Origin of the sequence: Bacillus salacetis (assembly GCF_003581585.1) — a bacterium.
Lineage (GTDB): Bacteria > Bacillota > Bacilli > Bacillales > Bacillaceae_B > Rossellomorea > Rossellomorea salacetis.
Window position 1 is genome coordinate 1 of the sequence record NZ_QXIR01000034.1, and the last position, 18223, is coordinate 18223.

General features: G+C 43.5%; 14 protein-coding genes and 1 other annotated feature. Of the genes, 3 read left to right on the top strand and 11 right to left on the bottom strand.

Annotation, left to right across the window (positions count from 1 at the left end):
• Nucleotides 1-21: 21 nt before the first annotated feature.
• Nucleotides 22-1524 carry a putative basic amino acid antiporter YfcC gene (gene yfcC / locus D3H55_RS19225; protein WP_119548923.1) on the bottom strand — a complete coding sequence of 501 codons (1503 nt, stop codon included), beginning with the start codon at nucleotides 1522-1524 and terminating at the stop codon, nucleotides 22-24.
• Between the two features lie 160 nt (nucleotides 1525-1684).
• On the opposite strand from yfcC, the gene D3H55_RS19230 reads away from it, so the two are divergent.
• Nucleotides 1685-3718, top strand: coding sequence for a sigma-54 interaction domain-containing protein (locus tag D3H55_RS19230; protein WP_119548924.1), 2034 nt, complete (start codon nucleotides 1685-1687; stop codon nucleotides 3716-3718).
• 272 nt (nucleotides 3719-3990) lie between these two features.
• On the opposite strand, the gene spoVK is transcribed toward D3H55_RS19230, so the two are convergent.
• From spoVK to D3H55_RS19255, 5 genes are all read right to left on the bottom strand, one after another.
• Nucleotides 3991-4941, bottom strand: coding sequence for a stage V sporulation protein K (gene spoVK, locus D3H55_RS19235; RefSeq protein WP_119548925.1), 951 nt, complete (start codon nucleotides 4939-4941; stop codon nucleotides 3991-3993).
• 234 nt (nucleotides 4942-5175) lie between these two features.
• Nucleotides 5176-5409: an RNA chaperone Hfq gene (hfq, locus tag D3H55_RS19240; RefSeq protein WP_119548926.1), complete on the bottom strand. Its 234-nt coding sequence runs from the start codon at nucleotides 5407-5409 to the stop codon at nucleotides 5176-5178.
• Nucleotides 5410-5448: 39 nt separating this feature from the next.
• Nucleotides 5449-6390, bottom strand: a complete 942-nt coding sequence (miaA, locus tag D3H55_RS19245; RefSeq protein ID WP_119548927.1) for a tRNA (adenosine(37)-N6)-dimethylallyltransferase MiaA — start codon at nucleotides 6388-6390, stop codon at nucleotides 5449-5451.
• A gap of 367 nt (nucleotides 6391-6757) precedes the next feature.
• The gene (locus D3H55_RS19250) at nucleotides 6758-7333 is read right to left on the bottom strand and encodes an MFS transporter (protein ID WP_119548928.1); all 576 of its coding nucleotides are present in this window, start codon (nucleotides 7331-7333) and stop codon (nucleotides 6758-6760) included.
• On the bottom strand, nucleotides 7330-8787 hold the full coding sequence (locus D3H55_RS19255; protein ID WP_119548929.1) for an FAD-binding oxidoreductase: 1458 nt from the start codon (nucleotides 8785-8787) through the stop codon (nucleotides 7330-7332). Before D3H55_RS19255 ends, D3H55_RS19250 begins: the two co-directional genes overlap by 4 nt.
• A 127-nt stretch (nucleotides 8788-8914) precedes the next feature.
• Here D3H55_RS19255 and D3H55_RS19260 point away from each other — a divergent pair, with 127 nt between their 5' ends.
• Nucleotides 8915-9169: an alpha/beta-type small acid-soluble spore protein gene (locus tag D3H55_RS19260; protein ID WP_119548930.1), complete on the top strand. Its 255-nt coding sequence runs from the start codon at nucleotides 8915-8917 to the stop codon at nucleotides 9167-9169.
• Between the two features lie 108 nt (nucleotides 9170-9277).
• Here D3H55_RS19260 and D3H55_RS19265 read toward each other — a convergent pair whose 3' ends face one another.
• Nucleotides 9278-10273 carry a tryptophan--tRNA ligase gene (locus D3H55_RS19265; protein WP_119548931.1) on the bottom strand — a complete coding sequence of 332 codons (996 nt, stop codon included), beginning with the start codon at nucleotides 10271-10273 and terminating at the stop codon, nucleotides 9278-9280.
• Nucleotides 10274-10310: 37 nt separating this feature from the next.
• Nucleotides 10311-10545: a binding site (T-box leader), on the bottom strand.
• 154 nt (nucleotides 10546-10699) lie between these two features.
• Here D3H55_RS19265 and D3H55_RS19270 point away from each other — a divergent pair.
• Nucleotides 10700-11035 (top strand): DUF948 domain-containing protein, encoded by a 336-nt coding sequence (locus D3H55_RS19270; protein ID WP_119548932.1) that lies wholly within the window; start codon nucleotides 10700-10702, stop codon nucleotides 11033-11035.
• Between the two features lie 377 nt (nucleotides 11036-11412).
• On the opposite strand, the gene glpK is transcribed toward D3H55_RS19270, so the two are convergent.
• From glpK to D3H55_RS19290, 4 genes are all read right to left on the bottom strand, one after another.
• Nucleotides 11413-12903 (bottom strand): glycerol kinase GlpK, encoded by a 1491-nt coding sequence (gene glpK / locus D3H55_RS19275; protein WP_119548933.1) that lies wholly within the window; start codon nucleotides 12901-12903, stop codon nucleotides 11413-11415.
• 192 nt (nucleotides 12904-13095) lie between these two features.
• A complete protein-coding gene (mutL, locus tag D3H55_RS19280; RefSeq protein ID WP_119548934.1) occupies nucleotides 13096-14991 on the bottom strand; it encodes a DNA mismatch repair endonuclease MutL in 1896 nt (631 codons plus the stop codon).
• A 12-nt stretch (nucleotides 14992-15003) separates the two neighbouring features.
• Entirely contained in the window at nucleotides 15004-17628 is a 2625-nt protein-coding gene (gene mutS / locus D3H55_RS19285; protein ID WP_119548935.1) for a DNA mismatch repair protein MutS, read from the bottom strand.
• Nucleotides 17629-17800: 172 nt separating this feature from the next.
• The gene (locus tag D3H55_RS19290) at nucleotides 17801-18169 is read right to left on the bottom strand and encodes a VOC family protein (RefSeq protein ID WP_119548936.1); all 369 of its coding nucleotides are present in this window, start codon (nucleotides 18167-18169) and stop codon (nucleotides 17801-17803) included.
• Nucleotides 18170-18223 lie beyond the last annotated feature (54 nt).

Sequence of the window (18223 nt, forward strand, 5' to 3'; positions counted from 1 at the left end):
TCAATATATGCGAAAACCGCCTTAATATCCCATAAACACAGCTGTTATTACAAAAATGGATGACAACAAGAAAAGGATCAGCATAAATTTGAGAATAAATTTAGCCCAGACACCCCAATCAATGCGGGCTGCACCCAAAGTTCCCATCAGTGCAGCAGATGTCGGCACAAATATATTTGTCAACCCATCCCCAAGTTGGAAGGCAAGGACCGCTACCTGACGTGTTACACCTGCGATATCAGCAAGCGGAGCCATCAATGGCATTGTCAATGCAGCCTGTCCGGAGCCGGAAACAACGAAAAAGTTGAAAATCGACTGGAAGAGATACATGCTCCATGCGGAAACCGCTTCTGGAAAGTCTCCCACAACCTTTCCCGCTCCATACAGAACAGTGTTAAGCACTGAAGGCGCATCAGGGCTGTCACCGCCAAGAATGATGACTATTCCCTTCGCCATCCCTACAACAAGTGCTGCAGGCAGCAAATCTTTAGCTCCTTCAATAAACCCTTCCGCTAAATCGTTCCATGTCATTCCATTCAGCTTGAACAATACTCCTATAATTCCGGCAGTCAATCCAATGGTAAAGAACTGACTTGCGATTTCCGGAATATAGTATGCATGTTCAATGACTCCCCAAATAATCCAGCCTATCCCGACAGCCACTGCGGCAACAACAAGCATATGGCCTATTGTAAAAGAAGAATTCAGGTCTTGCACCTTGCCTTCTTTTCTGAAATAACTGTCGGTTTCATAAGAAGCGCTTCTCTTCGGGTCTTTCTTGATACTCTGGGCATATCTCCACGTATAGAATATTCCAAATGCTGTAAATACAACCCACATCACAATCCTGAATGTTGCACCTGAAAGCACCGGGACTCCGGAAACCCCTTGTGCAATCGCCACTCCGAAGGGATTCATCCAGGAAGTGGCAAATCCTATCTGAGTCGCTACATAAGTAATCATGATGCCAGTAATCGCATCATAGCCTATCGCTATCATAATCGGAACCAGGATCATCGCAAAGGCAATGGCTTCTTCGCCCATCCCAAAAACAGCCCCTCCAAGTGAGAACAGGAAAAACATGATTGGTATTATTAAAACTTCCTTCCCTTTGGTCCGGTCAATCACCTTTAAGATCCCTTCTTCAATAGCCCTGGTTTTCATGATGATTCCGAATGCTCCCCCAATGATCAAAATGAAGGCAATCACCCCTACTGCAGAGCCCCATTTATCTCCGGATACAAGTCCTTCAAAGACATAGTTAAGAAAACCTGCACCGCCGCCCGGCTCGAATAACCCAGTCCCCTCCCTGACGAGATTTCCTTCTTCGTCTGTTAAGTAGCTGAAAGAATCGGAATCAAGGACCGTTTTTGTTTGTTCCTCGCCGCCTTCCATATAAGTTACTTCCTGGGTTTCAAATTGCCCTTTCGGCACTACATAGGTCAGCAATGCAGCCAATATGACCACAAAGAAGACAATGATGAAAGTATGCGGCACCTTCCAGGCTTTTTGTTCTTTGTTCACGCTTATCTCCCCCTCAATTTATTTTCATTAATAAATATGCAAGAATCATGCCAACTTAAAAAATCAGAAAATACTAATAAAAATGTGGTATGCTAGATAAAATGGTTAACCAATTACAACCAATAACCACTTATAAAAACCATTAAAGAGGTGTAAAGAGATGCGAAAATTGATAGTCGTTGCCGGCACAAAAGAAACAGAAATTGCACTTACAAATCAATTGATCTCCATTTTCGGAAAGCTCATTAAGTTTGAAGGATATGCCATTGACGAGGGACTCCCTGACCTGTTTGAAAATGAACTCATTCTGTATTCTTCTTCCTTAATAGAAGATGAGGTTGAAAAGCATATAGATTTCTCCACCTGTAAAATCATTGTCGCCACAAGAACTGTCAATTACGAATTCATAGACCGCATTTTCGCGCTTGCTCCCGGACAAAAGGTTTTGTATGTAAATGACTTTATGAGAACCGCCGAAGAGGCCATTGCCACGTTAAAAGGACTGGGAATTACCCATATTGATTATGTCCCATTTTCAAGTGAAAGCAGAGAAATCCCACAGGGCATAGATATCGCCATCTCCCCTGGTGAAGGGCACTTGATACCGTCCAGCATCAATACCAGGATCGATATAGGGGTGCGGCTGATCGACCTGAACACCATAATGAAAATCATAAGCCACTTCCAACTATCAGATAATCTCAGTATAGATATCACCAACCGATACACTAAGAAAATTATAGATTTAAGCCAGAAGCTTTCACAGGTTCACATGAAAGCCAAGACCCTTAATCGATTCCTGAATAGAGTAGTAGACGGAGTGAATGATGGGATATTGGCTTTTCAGGAGGATGGGGAGATTACCGTTTTCAATGAAGTGCTTGAAAAAATGCTGGGGATTTCACCTTCCTTTGCTATCGGGAAGAAGCTTTCACAGGTTTTCAGGAATCACGAGCTGACGAATTTCCTTTACTCCAAAGAAACAGAAGCCCAAGTCTTCCTTACTCTAAGACAAAGGGATGTAATGATCTTTCGTTTCAGGATGAATGATGAAGCAGTTACAGTTGCGACCTTTAAAGATATGGATGAAACAATTGAAATGGAAAAGCTCCGTAAGCAGGAGCTGCAAAAAAGAGGCTACATTGCCAAATATACCTTTTCCAATATCCTGGGGTCATCTCCTGCAATCTATGAAACAAAAACCATCGCTGCAAAACTTGCTAAAAGCGGCCTTCCCGTCTTGATCCACGGAGAAACCGGGACAGGTAAAGAATTGTTTTCTTCTGCGATACACAATGAATCAAACAGGAAAGACGAACCCTTTCTAGCCATCAATTGCGGTGCACTTCCGGAAGACTTGCTTGAAAGTGAATTATTCGGCTATGAGGAAGGCGCCTTTACTGGAGCAGTGAAAGGAGGAAAAAAAGGGGTTTTTGAGCAGGCAGATGGAGGCACTTTGTTTCTGGATGAAATCGGGGACATCAGCCTGAAATTACAAGCAAGACTTCTAAGGGTTTTGGAAGAGATGGAGATAAGGAGAATTGGAGGAACCAAAAATATATCAGTTGACGTAAGGATTATCTCAGCTACCAACAAACCTCTATCCGATCTGGTTGCGGCCGGGACTTTCCGGGAAGATCTTTATCATAGATTAAAGGTCCTGACTATAAATCTGCCAAGCCTTCAGGAGCGCAAAGAGGACATTCCACTGTTGGCGGAGTCGTTTATCCTACAAGAGACAGGTGCCGGTAAAGCCCTTGACAGTGAACTGATACATACCTTAAATAATGCCGATTGGAAAGGAAATATCCGTGAATTGAAGAATACCATCCTTTACATGATCGCCGTATCTGAATCCGGCATCTTGACGGTACACGACCTTCCCAGGTCCTCATCTTTCAATCAGCAGGAACGTTCTCTTAAGGTGCCGGCAGGGATCTCCCCGATCAGAAAAAAAGAATATATAGCACTGCTGCTGGAAATGAGGAAGCTATTATCCAGTAATCAAAATGCGAGCAGGGAAAAGCTTAGGGAACAATTGGCAGACACCCCTACTCCTCTTTCCCTTCAGCAAATCCGAACGAGGATGAAAGAGCTCGAAGATCTAGAATGGATAAAAATTCACAAAGGCAGGAAAGGCACAGAATTGACGGAAAAGGGCATGAACATGATAAATACTTTAAAAGCAACATAGTTGTCCTTATTCCTGCAATCCCTGAAATACCACAATGAGGAAGAGAGGGGACTCAGGCAATAAAACGGTCTTCCTAGTGCGGGATATATTGATTGGATCAAAGTCCCGCATTGCGATGTGTATATTAGAAAATCCTGAAGCTCTCCACAAAAATAGTTCACAGCTTTTTTGGCATGCACAGGTTACGAGGAAATTGAGATTCCATCTTATAAGTGTACCAACCAACTTCAGCCAGCAGAGACTTACTGACCCTCTGGCTGGCTGAATGAGTGCTAATCTTCAGTTGATGGAAATAATAAATCATTGCTCCGGATTGTCACCAATTCATGCCGGTCATATGAATTCTGCATAAGCAGACGCATCGCATGTAATCGAATTGATTTTTCGATGACATTCCTGACATACCTTCCATTGGAGAAGGCAGCCGGTCCGATTGCTGTTTTGGCATGCAGAAGGTGATCCCTCATTTTCCTTTCAGCATCAGTACTTAACTGATATTCTTTATCGGCCACCATTCTTCGGCCAATTTCCATGAGCTGTTCCACCGAATAATCCTGAAACTGAAATACAAGCGGAAAACGCGAATGAAGTCCGGGGTTAAGCGTCAGGAATTGGTCCATCTCCCGGGAATATCCGGCAAGGATAAGTATGAACTCATGCTGTTTGTCTTCCATATGTTTTACAAGGGTATCGATCGCCTCTTTCCCGAAATCCTTCTCCCCACCCCGTCCAAGTGAGTAGGCTTCATCGACGAACAGAATCCCTCCCATCGCTTTCTTGATGAGATCCCTTGTTTTCTGGGCGGTGTGTCCGATGTACTCCCCAACTAAATCTGCCCTTTCCGCTTCTATAAGATGGCCCTTGGAAAGAACATTCATTTTATGAAACAACTTGCCTATAAGCCTCGCTACAGTCGTTTTCCCTGTGCCCGGGTTGCCTTTGAACATCATATGAAGAGCCTGCTTCCCTGCTTTAAGGCCGGCTTCTTCACGTTTTTTATTGACATATATCCATGCATATATTTCTTTCACCATTTTTTTCATATCTTCCATGCCGACCAAAGTGGCGAGTTCAGCTTCAATTTCTTTCAGCGCTGCATGTTCCTGCGGGAGGACTTTGACAGGTTCCTCCGCTTTTCTGATCTCCCGTACCGGGTTTCGTTTATGTGAATTCAGAACAATACTAATTTGTCCATTATTCTTCATTCTCATCGGCTGATCCATATTTTCACCTCACCATTTCTATACAGTATACGTCTGGAGGTTTTTAACGGTGACAAAAGCCCATCTATATCTCTAAAAACTCTCTTATCATCCTATTCCAAGAATCAGGAAATCATTATTTTTTTTTGTCCGGAGAGCTTGTTCTTAGTTTGACAATAACTATGTTATGTAAAGTTAGATAAATAAAAAAACACACCAGAAAATTATCCGGTGTGTTTTATCACTTAAATGGAATTATTGGGATTCATCGAAATTAATTTGGACGTTGCGCTGAGGCGAAAAGGTTGAAATTGCATGCTTGTATACCATCTGCTGCTTTCCTTCCGACTCAAACAGAACTGTAAAGTTATCAAACCCTTTTACAAGACCGCGGATTTGAAACCCGTTCAATAGAAATACAGTTACTTGCGTGCTGTCTTTTCGCAATTGGTTAAGGAATTGATCTTGAATATTAATCGCTTGTTTCATGTTAAGTCCTCCTCTTCTATCTCTATCTTAACTATTCGACTACAAGCCCAGCTTTCCTGCAACAAAATCGGATATCTGTTCAATTTTTTTGTTCTTTTCCCTTGAGTTTGTCATATCAAACCACTCTACATCCATTTTATTGCGGAACCATGTCAGCTGGCGTTTTGCATACCTCCGGGAGTTCTGTTTCAGGTTTTCAACAGCTTCATCCAGGGTCACTCTTCCATCCAGATATTCATAAATTTCCTTATACCCGATCGCTTGTATGGATTGAACCCCTCTGATCCCCTTAGCATATAAGGATTTCACCTCTTCCAAAAGGCCCTCTTTCATCATAATATCCACTCGGAAATCGATTCTGCTGTACAATAACTCCCTGTCCATCGTCAAGCCGACCAGTGCAACATCGTATATTAGTTCATTATTTTGATCTTCCTGAAGCCCGCTCATCGTTTTGCCGGTGCAGTGATATATTTCTAACGCCCTGATGACTCTTCTTATGTTGTTTGGGTGTATATGGGACGCAGCTTTGGGATCGATTTGTTCAAGCATCCGATGGATTTTCTCATTTCCAATTTCTTCAGCTTCCTTTTCCAATTTCATTCGGTACTCCTCATCCCCGGGAGCATCTGTAAAGTGATAATCATATATGACCGATTGAATATACAGCCCGGTTCCTCCGACTATCATCGGCAGCTTGCCCCGGCGGTGAATTTCCGATATCTTCTCCCTGACCAGCTCTTGAAATTCCGCTGCCGAAAAACCTTCTTCCGGTTCCCGTATATCTATGAGATGGTGGGGTATCCCATCCATTTCTTCTTTATGGATCTTGGCTGTCCCGATATCCATTGTTCTATAAATCTGCATGGAATCACCGCTGATGATTTCACCATTGAACTTTTTCGCCAATTGTATGCTTGCCGCTGTCTTTCCAACTGCAGTCGGGCCTATCAGTACGATAAGTTTTTCTTTCTGTGTCAACTAATTCACTGCTTTCTATGTAAAAGGATAAGTTTACATATTATCGTACCATAAGAATTCCATTGTTACATATCAGATTATTGTAACCAGCTTCATCTTTTTTATACATTGTTTGTAATCATAAATTCTCCAATGCATCCCGGTGATGAGTTTCCATAATATCCTCTGACTGCTCCGCCCCCTCCCTGATGCTTGTGTGACGTGCAGCCGCTTAGAACCGGCTGGGGCTGGGATGCTTCACATTAGGTAACCAGATGCAGCCAGACACCTCCTGGTACCGGTTTTTTAGCCGTCCAGCTCAGTATTTTCCTATTCACAAATCCCTTTTCCAGGCTTATATTCGCTTTCCCCCCGCTTCCTTCAACTATCAACCATTCTCAGCAGCCAGATCCTTTGCGGAATGCCCCTTTCGTCCCCTTGGTTTGTAGAACAGCAGGGTGATACCGCTTCCGGCAAATAAGAACGATCCAATGTAAAAAATGAATGAAATGGTAAAGAAGTCAATGAGCACTCCTGTGGCGAATACGGCAAAAGAGGCAAAAAGGGACGTCCAGAAGTGGTATTTTCCTATCTTCCTCCCTGCCTTTATTCCTTGAAAGACCTCGCCGGCCATTGTCTTTTCACAGGTTTTCTGGACTGCTCCCAAAAACCCCAGTACGACCTGCATAAGATAAACACCAGCTATTGATTCCACCTCCGGAATCAGCAGGAAGGTGAACGCCATTCCCCAAGCATATCCTATCAGCAGATACCGGCTTCCTATTCTATCAGCAGCCGTACCGGCCAATCTGTGAAACAAAGCTGAGCTCAGTGTAAATAATCCATAAGCAAAACCGAAGCTGGAGAAATTGGATCCTATGTTCTTAATAAATAGTAAATAGAAAGGAAACGATATTGAACTTGCCATCGTGGCGAAGCTTTGCGATAAGATAAAAAAGTTCATTTTCCATACACCTCGTAAAAATGATTCATGAAAATTTCCTCCGGGTCCAATCTTCTTTTACTTTCAAAAAACTCTTGGGTTCTTGGATATGCAGCATTCATTTGTTTCCTGGATGGATAAGAGTAATACGGGAGGTAATAGCTTCCATTGTGATTGAGCGTCACGTCCAACATCTTCCTGATGACCCTTTCTGTTTCTGCTTCACCATCAATCGATTTTTTCTGATTTATCAACAGAACCAGCGCAAACATATCCTCCTTCGCATAAGACAATACAGCGTCCTCGTTTTCTTCCACATACCGAATGGTAATATTGATTAAATTAAGGTCTTCCCCTTTCAATGCTTCTCTCATATCATCGATATAACTTGTAAATTCGTCCACAGGAACAAAATATTCCTGGAGCACATCCGTATCCTTACTGCTTTCATATTCCATAAACTTGGACTCCGACCTCATTGCGTTATTTCTTGTGATACGTCCTCCATCTTTACCTGTAAAATAAGTTTCCTGCATGTCCCAGAAAAGGTTTTTTCCCCAATCTGTTTTTCTTGAGACACCCAGCATGAACTTGGAAACGAATGTACCTTCTTCCCCTTTGAGCTCACTGTACTCTTTGAAAGCTTCCTGATCCTCTGTTTGGACATAATCAGTAATATACATGTCTTTCAAAAATGTATCGGGGGCAGTGGAAATTCTGGCAAGGTGCATTTTAACATCCTGATTGCCCCTCACTTCCTTCTTGAAAAACTCACTGTACTGATCATAGGGGAGCTTTGTTGTTTTCATACTGTACAGCTCATCATCTGTAAGTTGGATTTCGGCATCAAGAATGACACCGAATAATCCATATCCCCCTATAACAAGTGGAAAATACTCTTCATTTACAGTACGAGAGACATTGATGATATCACCATTTTGCTTCAACAGCCTGAACGAATTGACAGTTTCGATCAATGAGCCATGCCTGATGTCCCGGCCATGGACATTGACAGAAAGGGAACCTCCAATTGTAAAGATATTTTGTGACTGCATCACCTTTACAGCCAGCCCATATTGATTGGCTGCTTCTTGAACATCTTCCCATGTAGCCCCGCTTTGGACACGGATGGTTTTCTTCTCAACATCCAGGTCAAGAACTTTATTGTAGCCGGTCATATCCAGAACAACACTTCCCGGATAATAGGTGTGTCCACCCTGGCTGTGCATTTTCCCGGCAATCGAAATTTTCATATCTTTTTCGGCCGCATCATTGACTATATCAACAAGCTTGAGTTCTTCCTGCCCTTTTACCACTTTTTCAACCCTGGTGGGCATCAAGCCTCCTACGTCACTTACCATATTAGGGTCTTCGGTTTCTGTCTGCTGTGTAAGCTTTAAAAATACTAAACAATAGGCAATGAGAAATAAGCATAGAACCACGATTTTTTTTGAATAGCCTGTATTGATTATCATGTAATCCACCCCGATATTACCAAATTATTCTTAGTGTAATTTTACACTATTTAAGATTAATTACAATGTTTTTTTAATATAATGTTCTATTTACTCCATACTATTACTATGTGAAAGGATGGTGGATATGGGTAGAAATAGACTTCTCGTCCCAGAAGCACGCAGCGGGTTAAACACCTTGAAAGCGAGCTTATTTAATCAACAGGATCCTGCAGAGGTAAAATATGAAGCTGCCAAGGAACAGGGAGTCTCTTTAAGTAAAGGCTATAATGGTGCATTAAGTTCCCATGATGCCGGAAAAGTCGGCGGCGTGATCGGCGGCAATATGGTCAGAGAGATGATCAAGATGGCAGAAGCGGCCCTGGCCAAAAAGGGGGAATAAACGAGTTTACTGGAAAAAGACCAAACTATTTTGTTTGGTCTTTACTCGGTTTGATATGAAATAGGGCAAAGCTTCATTTACAAGTGGTCAGGTTAACAACCGCCGCACTCAACAACCGATCATTTCTTTTACCTTTCGAAGTTGAACCGCTGCAATGCTGCGTGCTTCCTGTGCACCCCTCTTAAGTACTTCATCAAGAGCCTTTGTATCCTCCAGATATTCATAATACTTCCGGCGCGGTTCCCGCAGTTCCCTGTTGATGACTTCAAACACTTCCTTCTTCACTTGTCCCCAGCCTATGCCTTTACGGTACTTCTCTCTCATGGACTCGATTTCATCTTCTGCTGCAAACTCTTTATAAAGAGTAAACAAGGAGGAGCCTTTAACCTCTTTCGGTTCTTCCGGAGGAGTGGAATCAGTAACAATTTTGTTGATCAATTTCTTCAGTGCTTTTTCCTCAGTGAACAACGGAATGGTATTACCATAGCTCTTGCTCATTTTCCTTCCATCAAGTCCAGGGATGACGGCTGTCTCTTCTTCAATGACATACTGAGGGAGTTTGAGAACTTCACCGAATGTGCGATTAAAATTCTCGGCTATGTCCCTTGCAATCTCCACGTGCTGCACCTGGTCTTTCCCTACCGGCACTTGATCGGAATTGAATAACAGGATGTCGGACGCCATCAGAATAGGATAGGTGAAAAGACCCATATTCACACCTGAATCCTGGTCATTTCCTTCCAGATTATTCTCCTCCACTTTCGCTTTATATGCATGCGCCCTGTTCATAAGCCCCTTTGGTGTCATACAAGAAAGGATCCAATGAAGTTCCAGTATCTCTGGCACATCTGACTGCCTGTAGAAAATGACCTTATCTGGATCCAGACCGAGAGCAAGCCATGCTGCTGCGATCTCATACGTATATTCCTTGAATTCCTGCCTATCCTGCACTGAGTTCAATGCATGGTAATCAGCAATGAAATAGATTCCCTGTGATCTGTTGTCTTCGGCCATCTCAAGTGCAGGTTTGATCGCTCCGATATAGTTTCCAAGGTGCGGGTGTCCTGTAGGCTTGATGCCTGTTAACACGGTTGGTCGTTCCATAATACCCCTCCTAAAAATAAAAAAGGGCCCCTCTTCCAAAAAGGACGAGAGACCCGCGGTGCCACCTTCATTTACCCTCAAAAAGGGCAATCTTAAAAAGAGCTCAGTGATATTCACTCTTTTGTTCCTTTTATCGGTGGAACCCTCCGCCGGCCTATTTGTTCAGCCTGGATGCTCTAAAGCCCATTCCGCATGGTCCGACACTGATTCCCACCAGCCATCAGCTCTCTTAAGTCTTTTCCATGCATACTCTTCTTTTTCATCGCATACTATTTACAAAATTTTGTTTTCATTATAGCTCATTGCTGAAAGGAAGGCAATCCTATTTCCACTGTTTTCCTTTCTGTTTTAATCCCTTCATTCAGGGTAAAGAGAAGTATTGATTCTCTGCATATCTGGATTACAGAAGCTATAGGAGGTTTTACCATGATCATCGTTTATTTAAGCATAGCATTATTTGTCCTTTCCATCGCCTATTTGGGATACGAAGGAATTAAGTTTATGAAGAGAACAAAACCCACTTTGAATCACCTGAATAAAACCGTGGAAAACCTGCAGCAAAGAGCTCAATCCCTGCAGGAGGAAACAAATGAACTTTCTGCACACAGCCAGGAGATCAAGGAAGATATCGATGAAAAGAAAGACAGTATCCAATATACTGTGGGAGCCGTTAAACAGCTGCCTAAGCCTGTGAAAAGAATTTGGGAAAACAACTTTAAGAAACCGGATGAAGGCAAGAATTACCGCACTTCAAACGGCTGAATCGAAAAGTCTCATACGAAAATGTATGAGACTTTTTTGTATACCTTTTTATGTAAGTTTCCCGGAAGAAGGTCATATTTAACCGAAACATCCTGGTATATAAGAAAGGTAAGAGCTCCTCACTCTGTCTGAAGAGGAAATCCGTAGTATCCGAAAAAAACTCTGCTCTTGAATTTTTCCAAAGGCTCTTTACGAAAACTTTATTGCTATTCAATTTAAATTCCAACTAATTTCCTGATATATCGTCGTAAAACCCCCGGTGAGAAGGAAAGAAAAGAGCTGCTCGTTCTTTTTCGAGAGTAAAACCTTTGTACCGAAAGCAACAATATATTCGAAAACAGCCTTTCCAAAAGCAGCAGTTCATACAAAAACAATCATCATTTAAATGCCATTGCAGCACGCACTGCCTTCTTCCAGCCACCGTAATATCCGTCGATTTCCTCCGGTTTCATTGCCGGTTCAAATTTCCTGTCCAGATCCCGCTGTGCTGTAATTTCACTGGTATCCTTCCAGTAGCCGACAGCAAGTCCTGCAAGATATGCTGCACCCAGTGCAGTTGTTTCATTTACCACAGGGCGTTCGACTTCAGCAGACAGTATATCACTTTGAAATTGCATCAGGAAGTTATTTTTGACTGCCCCTCCGTCTACACGGAGCGTCTGAAGTGCCAGCCCGGAGTCAGCCTCCATGGCCGTCAGTACATCTTTTGTCTGGTAGGCAAGAGACTCCAGGACCGCGCGGATAAAAAGTTCTTTAGAGGTTCCCCTTGTCAATCCAAATATTGCTCCTCTTACTTCGCTGTCCCAGTATGGCGTACCGAGTCCTACAAAGGCGGGAACTACATAAACACCGTCATTCCCATTTGTTTTCTCTGCATAATGCTCGGTCTCGCCCGCCTCCTTGATCATGCGAAGGCCATCGCGGAGCCATTGGATGGCTGAACCTGCAACAAAAATACTTCCTTCAAGTGCATATTCAACTTTTCCATCATAACCCCAGGCAATCGTCGTCAGCAGGCCATGCTCGGATTTAACAGCCTTTCCTCCAGTGTTCATCAACATAAAGCAGCCAGTCCCATAGGTGTTCTTTGCCATCCCTTCCGAAAAACAGGCCTGGCCGAACAAAGCGGCTTGTTGATCCCCCGCTGCACCTGCAATGGGAATTTCCTCTCCAAAAAAGTGATAGGGGACGGTGCGGCCATACACCTCGGAAGAAGGCTTTACCACCGGGAGCATGCTTTCCGGAACTCCAAGAATATCAAGCAGCTCCGCATCCCATTTCAACTCATGGATGTTATACATAAGTGTACGGGAAGCATTGGTATAGTCAGTAACATGGGTTTTTCCTCCAGAGAGTTTCCAGATCAGCCATGTATCAATCGTGCCAAAAAGCAGCTCTCCATTGTCCGCTTTCGCTCTGCTCCCTTCAACATGATCCAGGATCCACTTCACTTTTGTCCCGGAGAAGTAGGCATCGATTAAAAGACCGGTCTTATTGCGGAATGTTTCCTGCAGTCCTTTCCCCTTCAGTTCCTCACAAATGTGCGAGGTCTGGCGTGACTGCCAAACGATTGCATTATAGACAGGTTCACCTGTCTTCTTATCCCATACCACTGTTGTCTCCCGCTGATTTGTAATGCCAATCGCTGCAACTTCCTGCGGTTTAACCGATGATTCAGAGAGGACTGAAGCAATAACAGCAAGGATTGAACCCCAGATTTCATTTGGGTCATGTTCCACCCAGCCTGCTTTTGGAAAGTGCTGGGTGAATTCCTTTTGCGCAGTATGGACAATTTCCCCTTTTTTGTTAAACAGAATTGCTCTTGAACTGGTCGTGCCCTGATCCAGGGATAATATGTATTGTGCCAAGTTCCCCACTCCTTTATCTGTCTTTTTAATGCAGAAAAACCCACACAATTATCGACTGGGATCTCATGTGTGAGTCTCTTATATTTCCGGATTCTTTTAACTTGCTTTTAGAGTAATAAAATTTGGAAGCGTTGTCAATCATCTGGTTTAAGAAAGGCTTATACGCATGGGAGCGCATAAGCCCTTTTTCCCTTACATGATCCTTTTAAACATCTTTTCCATTTCATATACTGAATAATGAATGATGATCGGCCTGCCGTGCGGACATGTGAATGGATCTTCAGAACGTCTCAGCTCATCCAGCAATGCTTGAATTTCATCATTCTTCAAGTACTGGTTCGCCTTGATTGATGCTTTACAGCTCATCATGATAGCTGCCTCTTCCCGCAGCTTTTTAATATCCACCTTTTTCATATGAAGGAGCTGTTCGATCATCTCATCGATGAGTTCACCCTCCTGGCCGGCAGGAAGCCATTGGGGATGTGAACGGATAATAAAGCTGTTATGTCCGAACTCTTCCAGGAAGACACCGACTTTTTCCATCTCTTCTTTATGTTCGAGGATTTTCATATATTCATCTGTTGAATATTCCAGTGTTATCGGTACGAGCATTTCCTGAAGTTCATTTTCCACTCTTCCGACCTTTTCCCTGTAATATTCGTATTTGATCCGTTCTTGCGCTGCATGCTGGTCGATGATATATAAACCATTTTCATTCTGGGCAAAAATATACGTCCCGTGCATCTGTCCAACTGGATACAATGGCGGAACCCTGGATGATTGTGGTTCTTCAGTGGTTTTCTCCGCATCCGGGGAAGGAGATTCTGTCTGCATAGCGGCGTGATCCTCATAAACCGTAGATGCATCCTCTTCTGTCATCGGAGCTTCATCCTTCTTATAAAGGAGCTCCATGACCTCTTTTGGAGGCAGCTTTTCCCTACTATATGGTTTTTCCGGTTTATCCCACTCCTTTTTCTGCTGGTTTGTTCTATCCGCATATCCCTTTGCCGGACTTCCTTCCGGGAGATGATCCAGCGCCAGCCTTGTCTGCTCTGGCTGGGGCTTCATCGACTTTGGTTCTTTGTAGCCTGAAGGAATCAATTCCTTGGTTTTGAAAGAATCCTTTATGGTGTTCGAAACCAGTTCAAACAGTTCAGGTTCTTTACTGATTCTTACCTCCATTTTAGATGGATGTACATTGACATCGACCAGAAGCGGATCCATTTCAATTGAAAGCAGGACAATCGGGTACCTGCCTATAGGAAGCAGGGTATGATACCCTTCACCTATTGCTTTGGCAAGCCCGTAATTCTTAATGAACCGGCCATTTATCATTGTCGAAATATAATTTCGGGAAGCCCGTGTGATTTCTGGAAGTGATATATATCCTTTCACCTTAAAATCCAATGAGGATGCTTCAACTTTCACCATTTTCCTTGCAATATTGGTACCATATATGGCGGCAAGCACCTGTCGTACATCTCCATTTCCATTCGTATGAAGGAGAGTCTTGCCGTTATGGATCAACTTGATGGAAATTTCCGGATGGGACAGGGCGATTCTATTGGTCACATCCGTAATATTTCCAAGCTCGGTATGGATCGTCTTCATGTATTTCAATCGCGCGGGAGTATTGTAGAAGAGATTGGAGACGGTAATATCCGTCCCTCTTCTGCTGGAGGACTTATCATGTGTGACGACATTTCCGCCTTGGAGCTTGATTTTCACTCCAGCTCCCATTCCCGTGCTTGTATACATCTCCAGGTGAGATACAGACGCAATACTTGGAAGTGCCTCCCCCCTGAATCCAAGGGTACGGATGCGGAACAAATCATTTTCATCCTTAATTTTGCTTGTTGCATGCCTGCTGAACGCTGTCAGGACATCTTCCTCCAAAATACCGTCACCGTTATCGATGATCCTGATCAAGCCCAGACCCGCTTCCTCTACATGGATTTCAATTATTGTACCATTGGCATCAATCGCATTCTCCAACAGTTCCTTTACAACTGAAGCAGGCCTTTCCACTACCTCACCGGCTGCGATTTTATTGGACAAAGCATCATCAAGCTGAAAGATTTTCGCCATATTCCCACCTCCTTATTTTTTCAATTTCTTTTGAAGATCATAGAGGGCATTCATCGCCTGCAGGGGATTCATCTCAAGAATATCAAATGATTTCAATTCTTCCAGCAGTTTGCGTTCTTTTTTATTTAAATTACTTGCATTATCCTTCTCAGATTTTTGTTCTTGGAAGAAGGAAAGCTGGGAAGGCTGTTCTTCTTTTATCTCTTTGAAGGCAGGTGATGCCTGCGGAGGGGTTACACTGACGTCTCCGGCTTGTCCTTTCTTCTGTTCGAGCCTGCTCAATATTTCATTAGCGCGCGAGATAAGGTTTTCAGGAAGTTCCGCCAGCTGTGCCACGTGGATTCCATAACTCTTGTCCGCCGCTCCTTCTTTGATTTTGTGGAGGAATACCAGGCTGCCGTTGTGCTCCATGGCACTGACGTGGATATTCTTCACATTGGCCAGTTCTTGCTCAAGAATCGTCAATTCGTGATAGTGGGTTGAGAAAAGCGTCTTTGCTTTGATCTTTTCGTGAATGTACTCAATGATCGCCTGGGCAAGAGCCATACCATCATAGGTGCTCGTTCCCCTTCCAATTTCATCAAATAATATCAAGCTGTCTTGTGTGGCATTGGTTATGGCATTTTTTGCTTCAAGCATTTCGACCATGAAGGTACTCTGACCGGAAATAAGGTCGTCTGCTGCTCCAATCCGCGTGAATACCTGATCAAAAATGGGCAGGTCCGCTTCTTTGGCAGGAACGTAGCACCCGATCTGGGCAAGGATTGCAGTAAGGGCGAGCTGCCTCATATAGGTGCTCTTACCGGACATGTTCGGGCCTGTTATCAGCAGGATTTCCCTTTCCGGATCCATATAGCAGTCATTTGGAACATATTCCTGGGCATCCATGACTTTTTCCACCACAGGATGGCGGCCGTCTTTGATCATGATCCGCCTCTCACGATTGAATGCTGGTTTCACATAATGCCTTTTTTCACTGACGGTGGCAAAGCACTGCAAAACATCTATCTCACTGACAATCCTGGCCAGCTTCTGTAAACGCGGGATATAGTCTTTGACTGTTTCCCTGATTTTCAGGAAAAGCTCATATTCGAGCTCGATGCTTTTTTCATCTGCCTGCAGGATCAATGCTTCCTTCTCCTTTAATTCAGGGGTAATGAAGCGTTCAGCATTCGTCAGAGTCTGCTTTCGTTCATATCGTCCTTCTTCCAGTGATCCGAGGTTTGCCTTGGTCACTTCGATGTAGTAGCCGAATATACGATTGTAACCCACTTTCAATGACCGGATTCCAGTTCTTTCACGTTCTTCCCTCTCAAGCTGGGCAATCCAGGTTTTCCCGTTTCTGCTTGCATCTCGGAATTCATCAAGTTCCCCGTTATAACCGTCCTTGATAATATTTCCTTCTTTAATGGAAAGCGGAGGCTGCTCGTGAAGCGAATCCTCAAGCATATTGGTCAACTCATCACAAGGGTCGATTGCTTCCATAATTTCATCAGCGATATCCTGGCCAAGTTCACTAATTATATTTTTCAAAAGCGGAATCTGGGCAAGAGATTTCCTTAGCTGAATCAAATCCCTTGCATTGACATTACCGAAGGCAACTCTTCCGGCGAGCCTTTCAAGGTCATAAACCTCTTTAAGCAGTTCCCTGATATCCTCCCGCTCAAAGAACCGCTCCTGCAGCAGTGCAACCATGCTGTGCCTCTTCTCAATCTCCCCTAGGTCGATCAGCGGACGGTCTATCCACCGTTTTAGCATACGTGCCCCCATGGCTGTCATTGTTTCATCCAGAAGCCATAGCAATGATCCTTTCTTTCCTTTGGCACGGATGGTTTCGGTCAATTCAAGGTTCCTCTTTGAGTAGTAGTCGATCTTCATGAATTGCTGAACTTGATAGGTTTCAACTTTTTGCAAATGGTCCAAACTTCTCTTCTGGGTTTTGAATAAGTAGTTTAACAGTCTGCACACAGTAGTTTGCAGCTTGTCCTGTTTCAAATCATCCATGAGGGAACTGAATTTCACACTTAGCTCCGTTTCATTTTCATATGATACTGTCACGCCCGTCCGTTCACACATTTTCTTTTTCAAATCTTCATCGAATTCTGTGTGTATGACCACTTCTTTTGCCCCGATCGTTGCAAGTTCATTAACTAAGTCGTCAAAAGTCGCTGCCAGCTGGGTCACTTTTGTTTCACCTGTGGATAAATCACTGTAAGCCAATCCTGCTGTATGATCATTAAATAGACTTATAGAGGCTATATAATTATTTTCTTTATCATGCAGTCCTTTACCGTCCATCACAGTGCCAGGTGTAATGAGCTGTACAACTTCCCTTTTCACCACGCCTTTTGCCTGCTTGGGATCTTCGGTCTGTTCGCAAATTGCCACCTTGAAGCCTTTTTCAATCAGCTGTTCGATATAATTCGGTGCTGAATGGTAAGGCACACCGCACATGGGAATCCGCTCGGTACTGCCTCCGTCCCGGCTTGTCAAAGTGATTTCAAGCTCCTGTGAAGCTTTGATTGCATCCTCAAAGAACATCTCATAGAAATCGCCTAAACGGAAAAACAAAAAGGCATCCTGATACTCTGCCTTTACCTTTAAGTATTGCATAATCATTGGAGTGTATGTCGCCATTGGCCAACCAAACCTTTCCGATCTCATCTAGTAATCTACAAACACTAATTATATCATAGCAAAGGCATTTTTAATATTGAAGGAAACAACAGGAAAGGTTGAGAATTTGCAGACAGAAAGGAAGGAAACAGCCGCTCCTAAATATGAGAAGCGGCTGTTTAGGAAGCAGGATTCAAAGATATTCAAGAAATTCGACCCTGTTTCCAAACGGGTCATTAACAAAAATCCTCTTCCGGTCTTCAATCCGGGTGTCTTCCTTTACCTCGAATCCATTTTCTTCAAGCCTGCTCCTTATGGCACCGATGTTCTTGACCACGATTCCGGGATGGGCTTTCAATGCAGGAGCAAAATCGCTTTCAACCCCAATATGTATTTCATGATTTCCGCATTCAAACCAGCAGCCCCCTCCCGACTTAAGCTGCCCGGGCTTTTCGATTTCCCTGAGTCCGAGAACTATTCCGTAAAATCCTCTAGCCTTTTCTTCCGTTCCTTTCGGAGCAGTAAGCTGTACATGATCCAGACCAAGTATTGTAAAATCCATACTATCCCTCCTCTTTCCTACATCATACTACTTTCACGGGGCTTTTTTCATTTA

Bases quoted from the DNA above. Each gene is read 5' to 3' on its own strand.
- D3H55_RS19230 (WP_119548924.1), top strand. From the start codon at position 1,685: ATGCGAAAATTGATAGTCGTTGCCGGCACAAAAGAAACAGAAATTGCA.
- spoVK (WP_119548925.1), bottom strand. From the start codon at position 4,941: ATGGATCAGCCGATGAGAATGAAGAATAATGGACAAATTAGTATTGTT.
- hfq (WP_119548926.1), bottom strand. From the start codon at position 5,409: ATGAAACAAGCGATTAATATTCAAGATCAATTCCTTAACCAATTGCGA.
- D3H55_RS19250 (WP_119548928.1), bottom strand. From the start codon at position 7,333: ATGAACTTTTTTATCTTATCGCAAAGCTTCGCCACGATGGCAAGTTCA.
- D3H55_RS19255 (WP_119548929.1), bottom strand. From the start codon at position 8,787: ATGATAATCAATACAGGCTATTCAAAAAAAATCGTGGTTCTATGCTTA.
- D3H55_RS19260 (WP_119548930.1), top strand. From the start codon at position 8,915: ATGGGTAGAAATAGACTTCTCGTCCCAGAAGCACGCAGCGGGTTAAAC.
- D3H55_RS19265 (WP_119548931.1), bottom strand. From the start codon at position 10,273: ATGGAACGACCAACCGTGTTAACAGGCATCAAGCCTACAGGACACCCG.
- D3H55_RS19270 (WP_119548932.1), top strand. From the start codon at position 10,700: ATGATCATCGTTTATTTAAGCATAGCATTATTTGTCCTTTCCATCGCC.
- mutL (WP_119548934.1), bottom strand. From the start codon at position 14,991: ATGGCGAAAATCTTTCAGCTTGATGATGCTTTGTCCAATAAAATCGCA.
- mutS (WP_119548935.1), bottom strand. From the start codon at position 17,628: ATGGCGACATACACTCCAATGATTATGCAATACTTAAAGGTAAAGGCA.
- D3H55_RS19290 (WP_119548936.1), bottom strand. From the start codon at position 18,169: ATGGATTTTACAATACTTGGTCTGGATCATGTACAGCTTACTGCTCCG.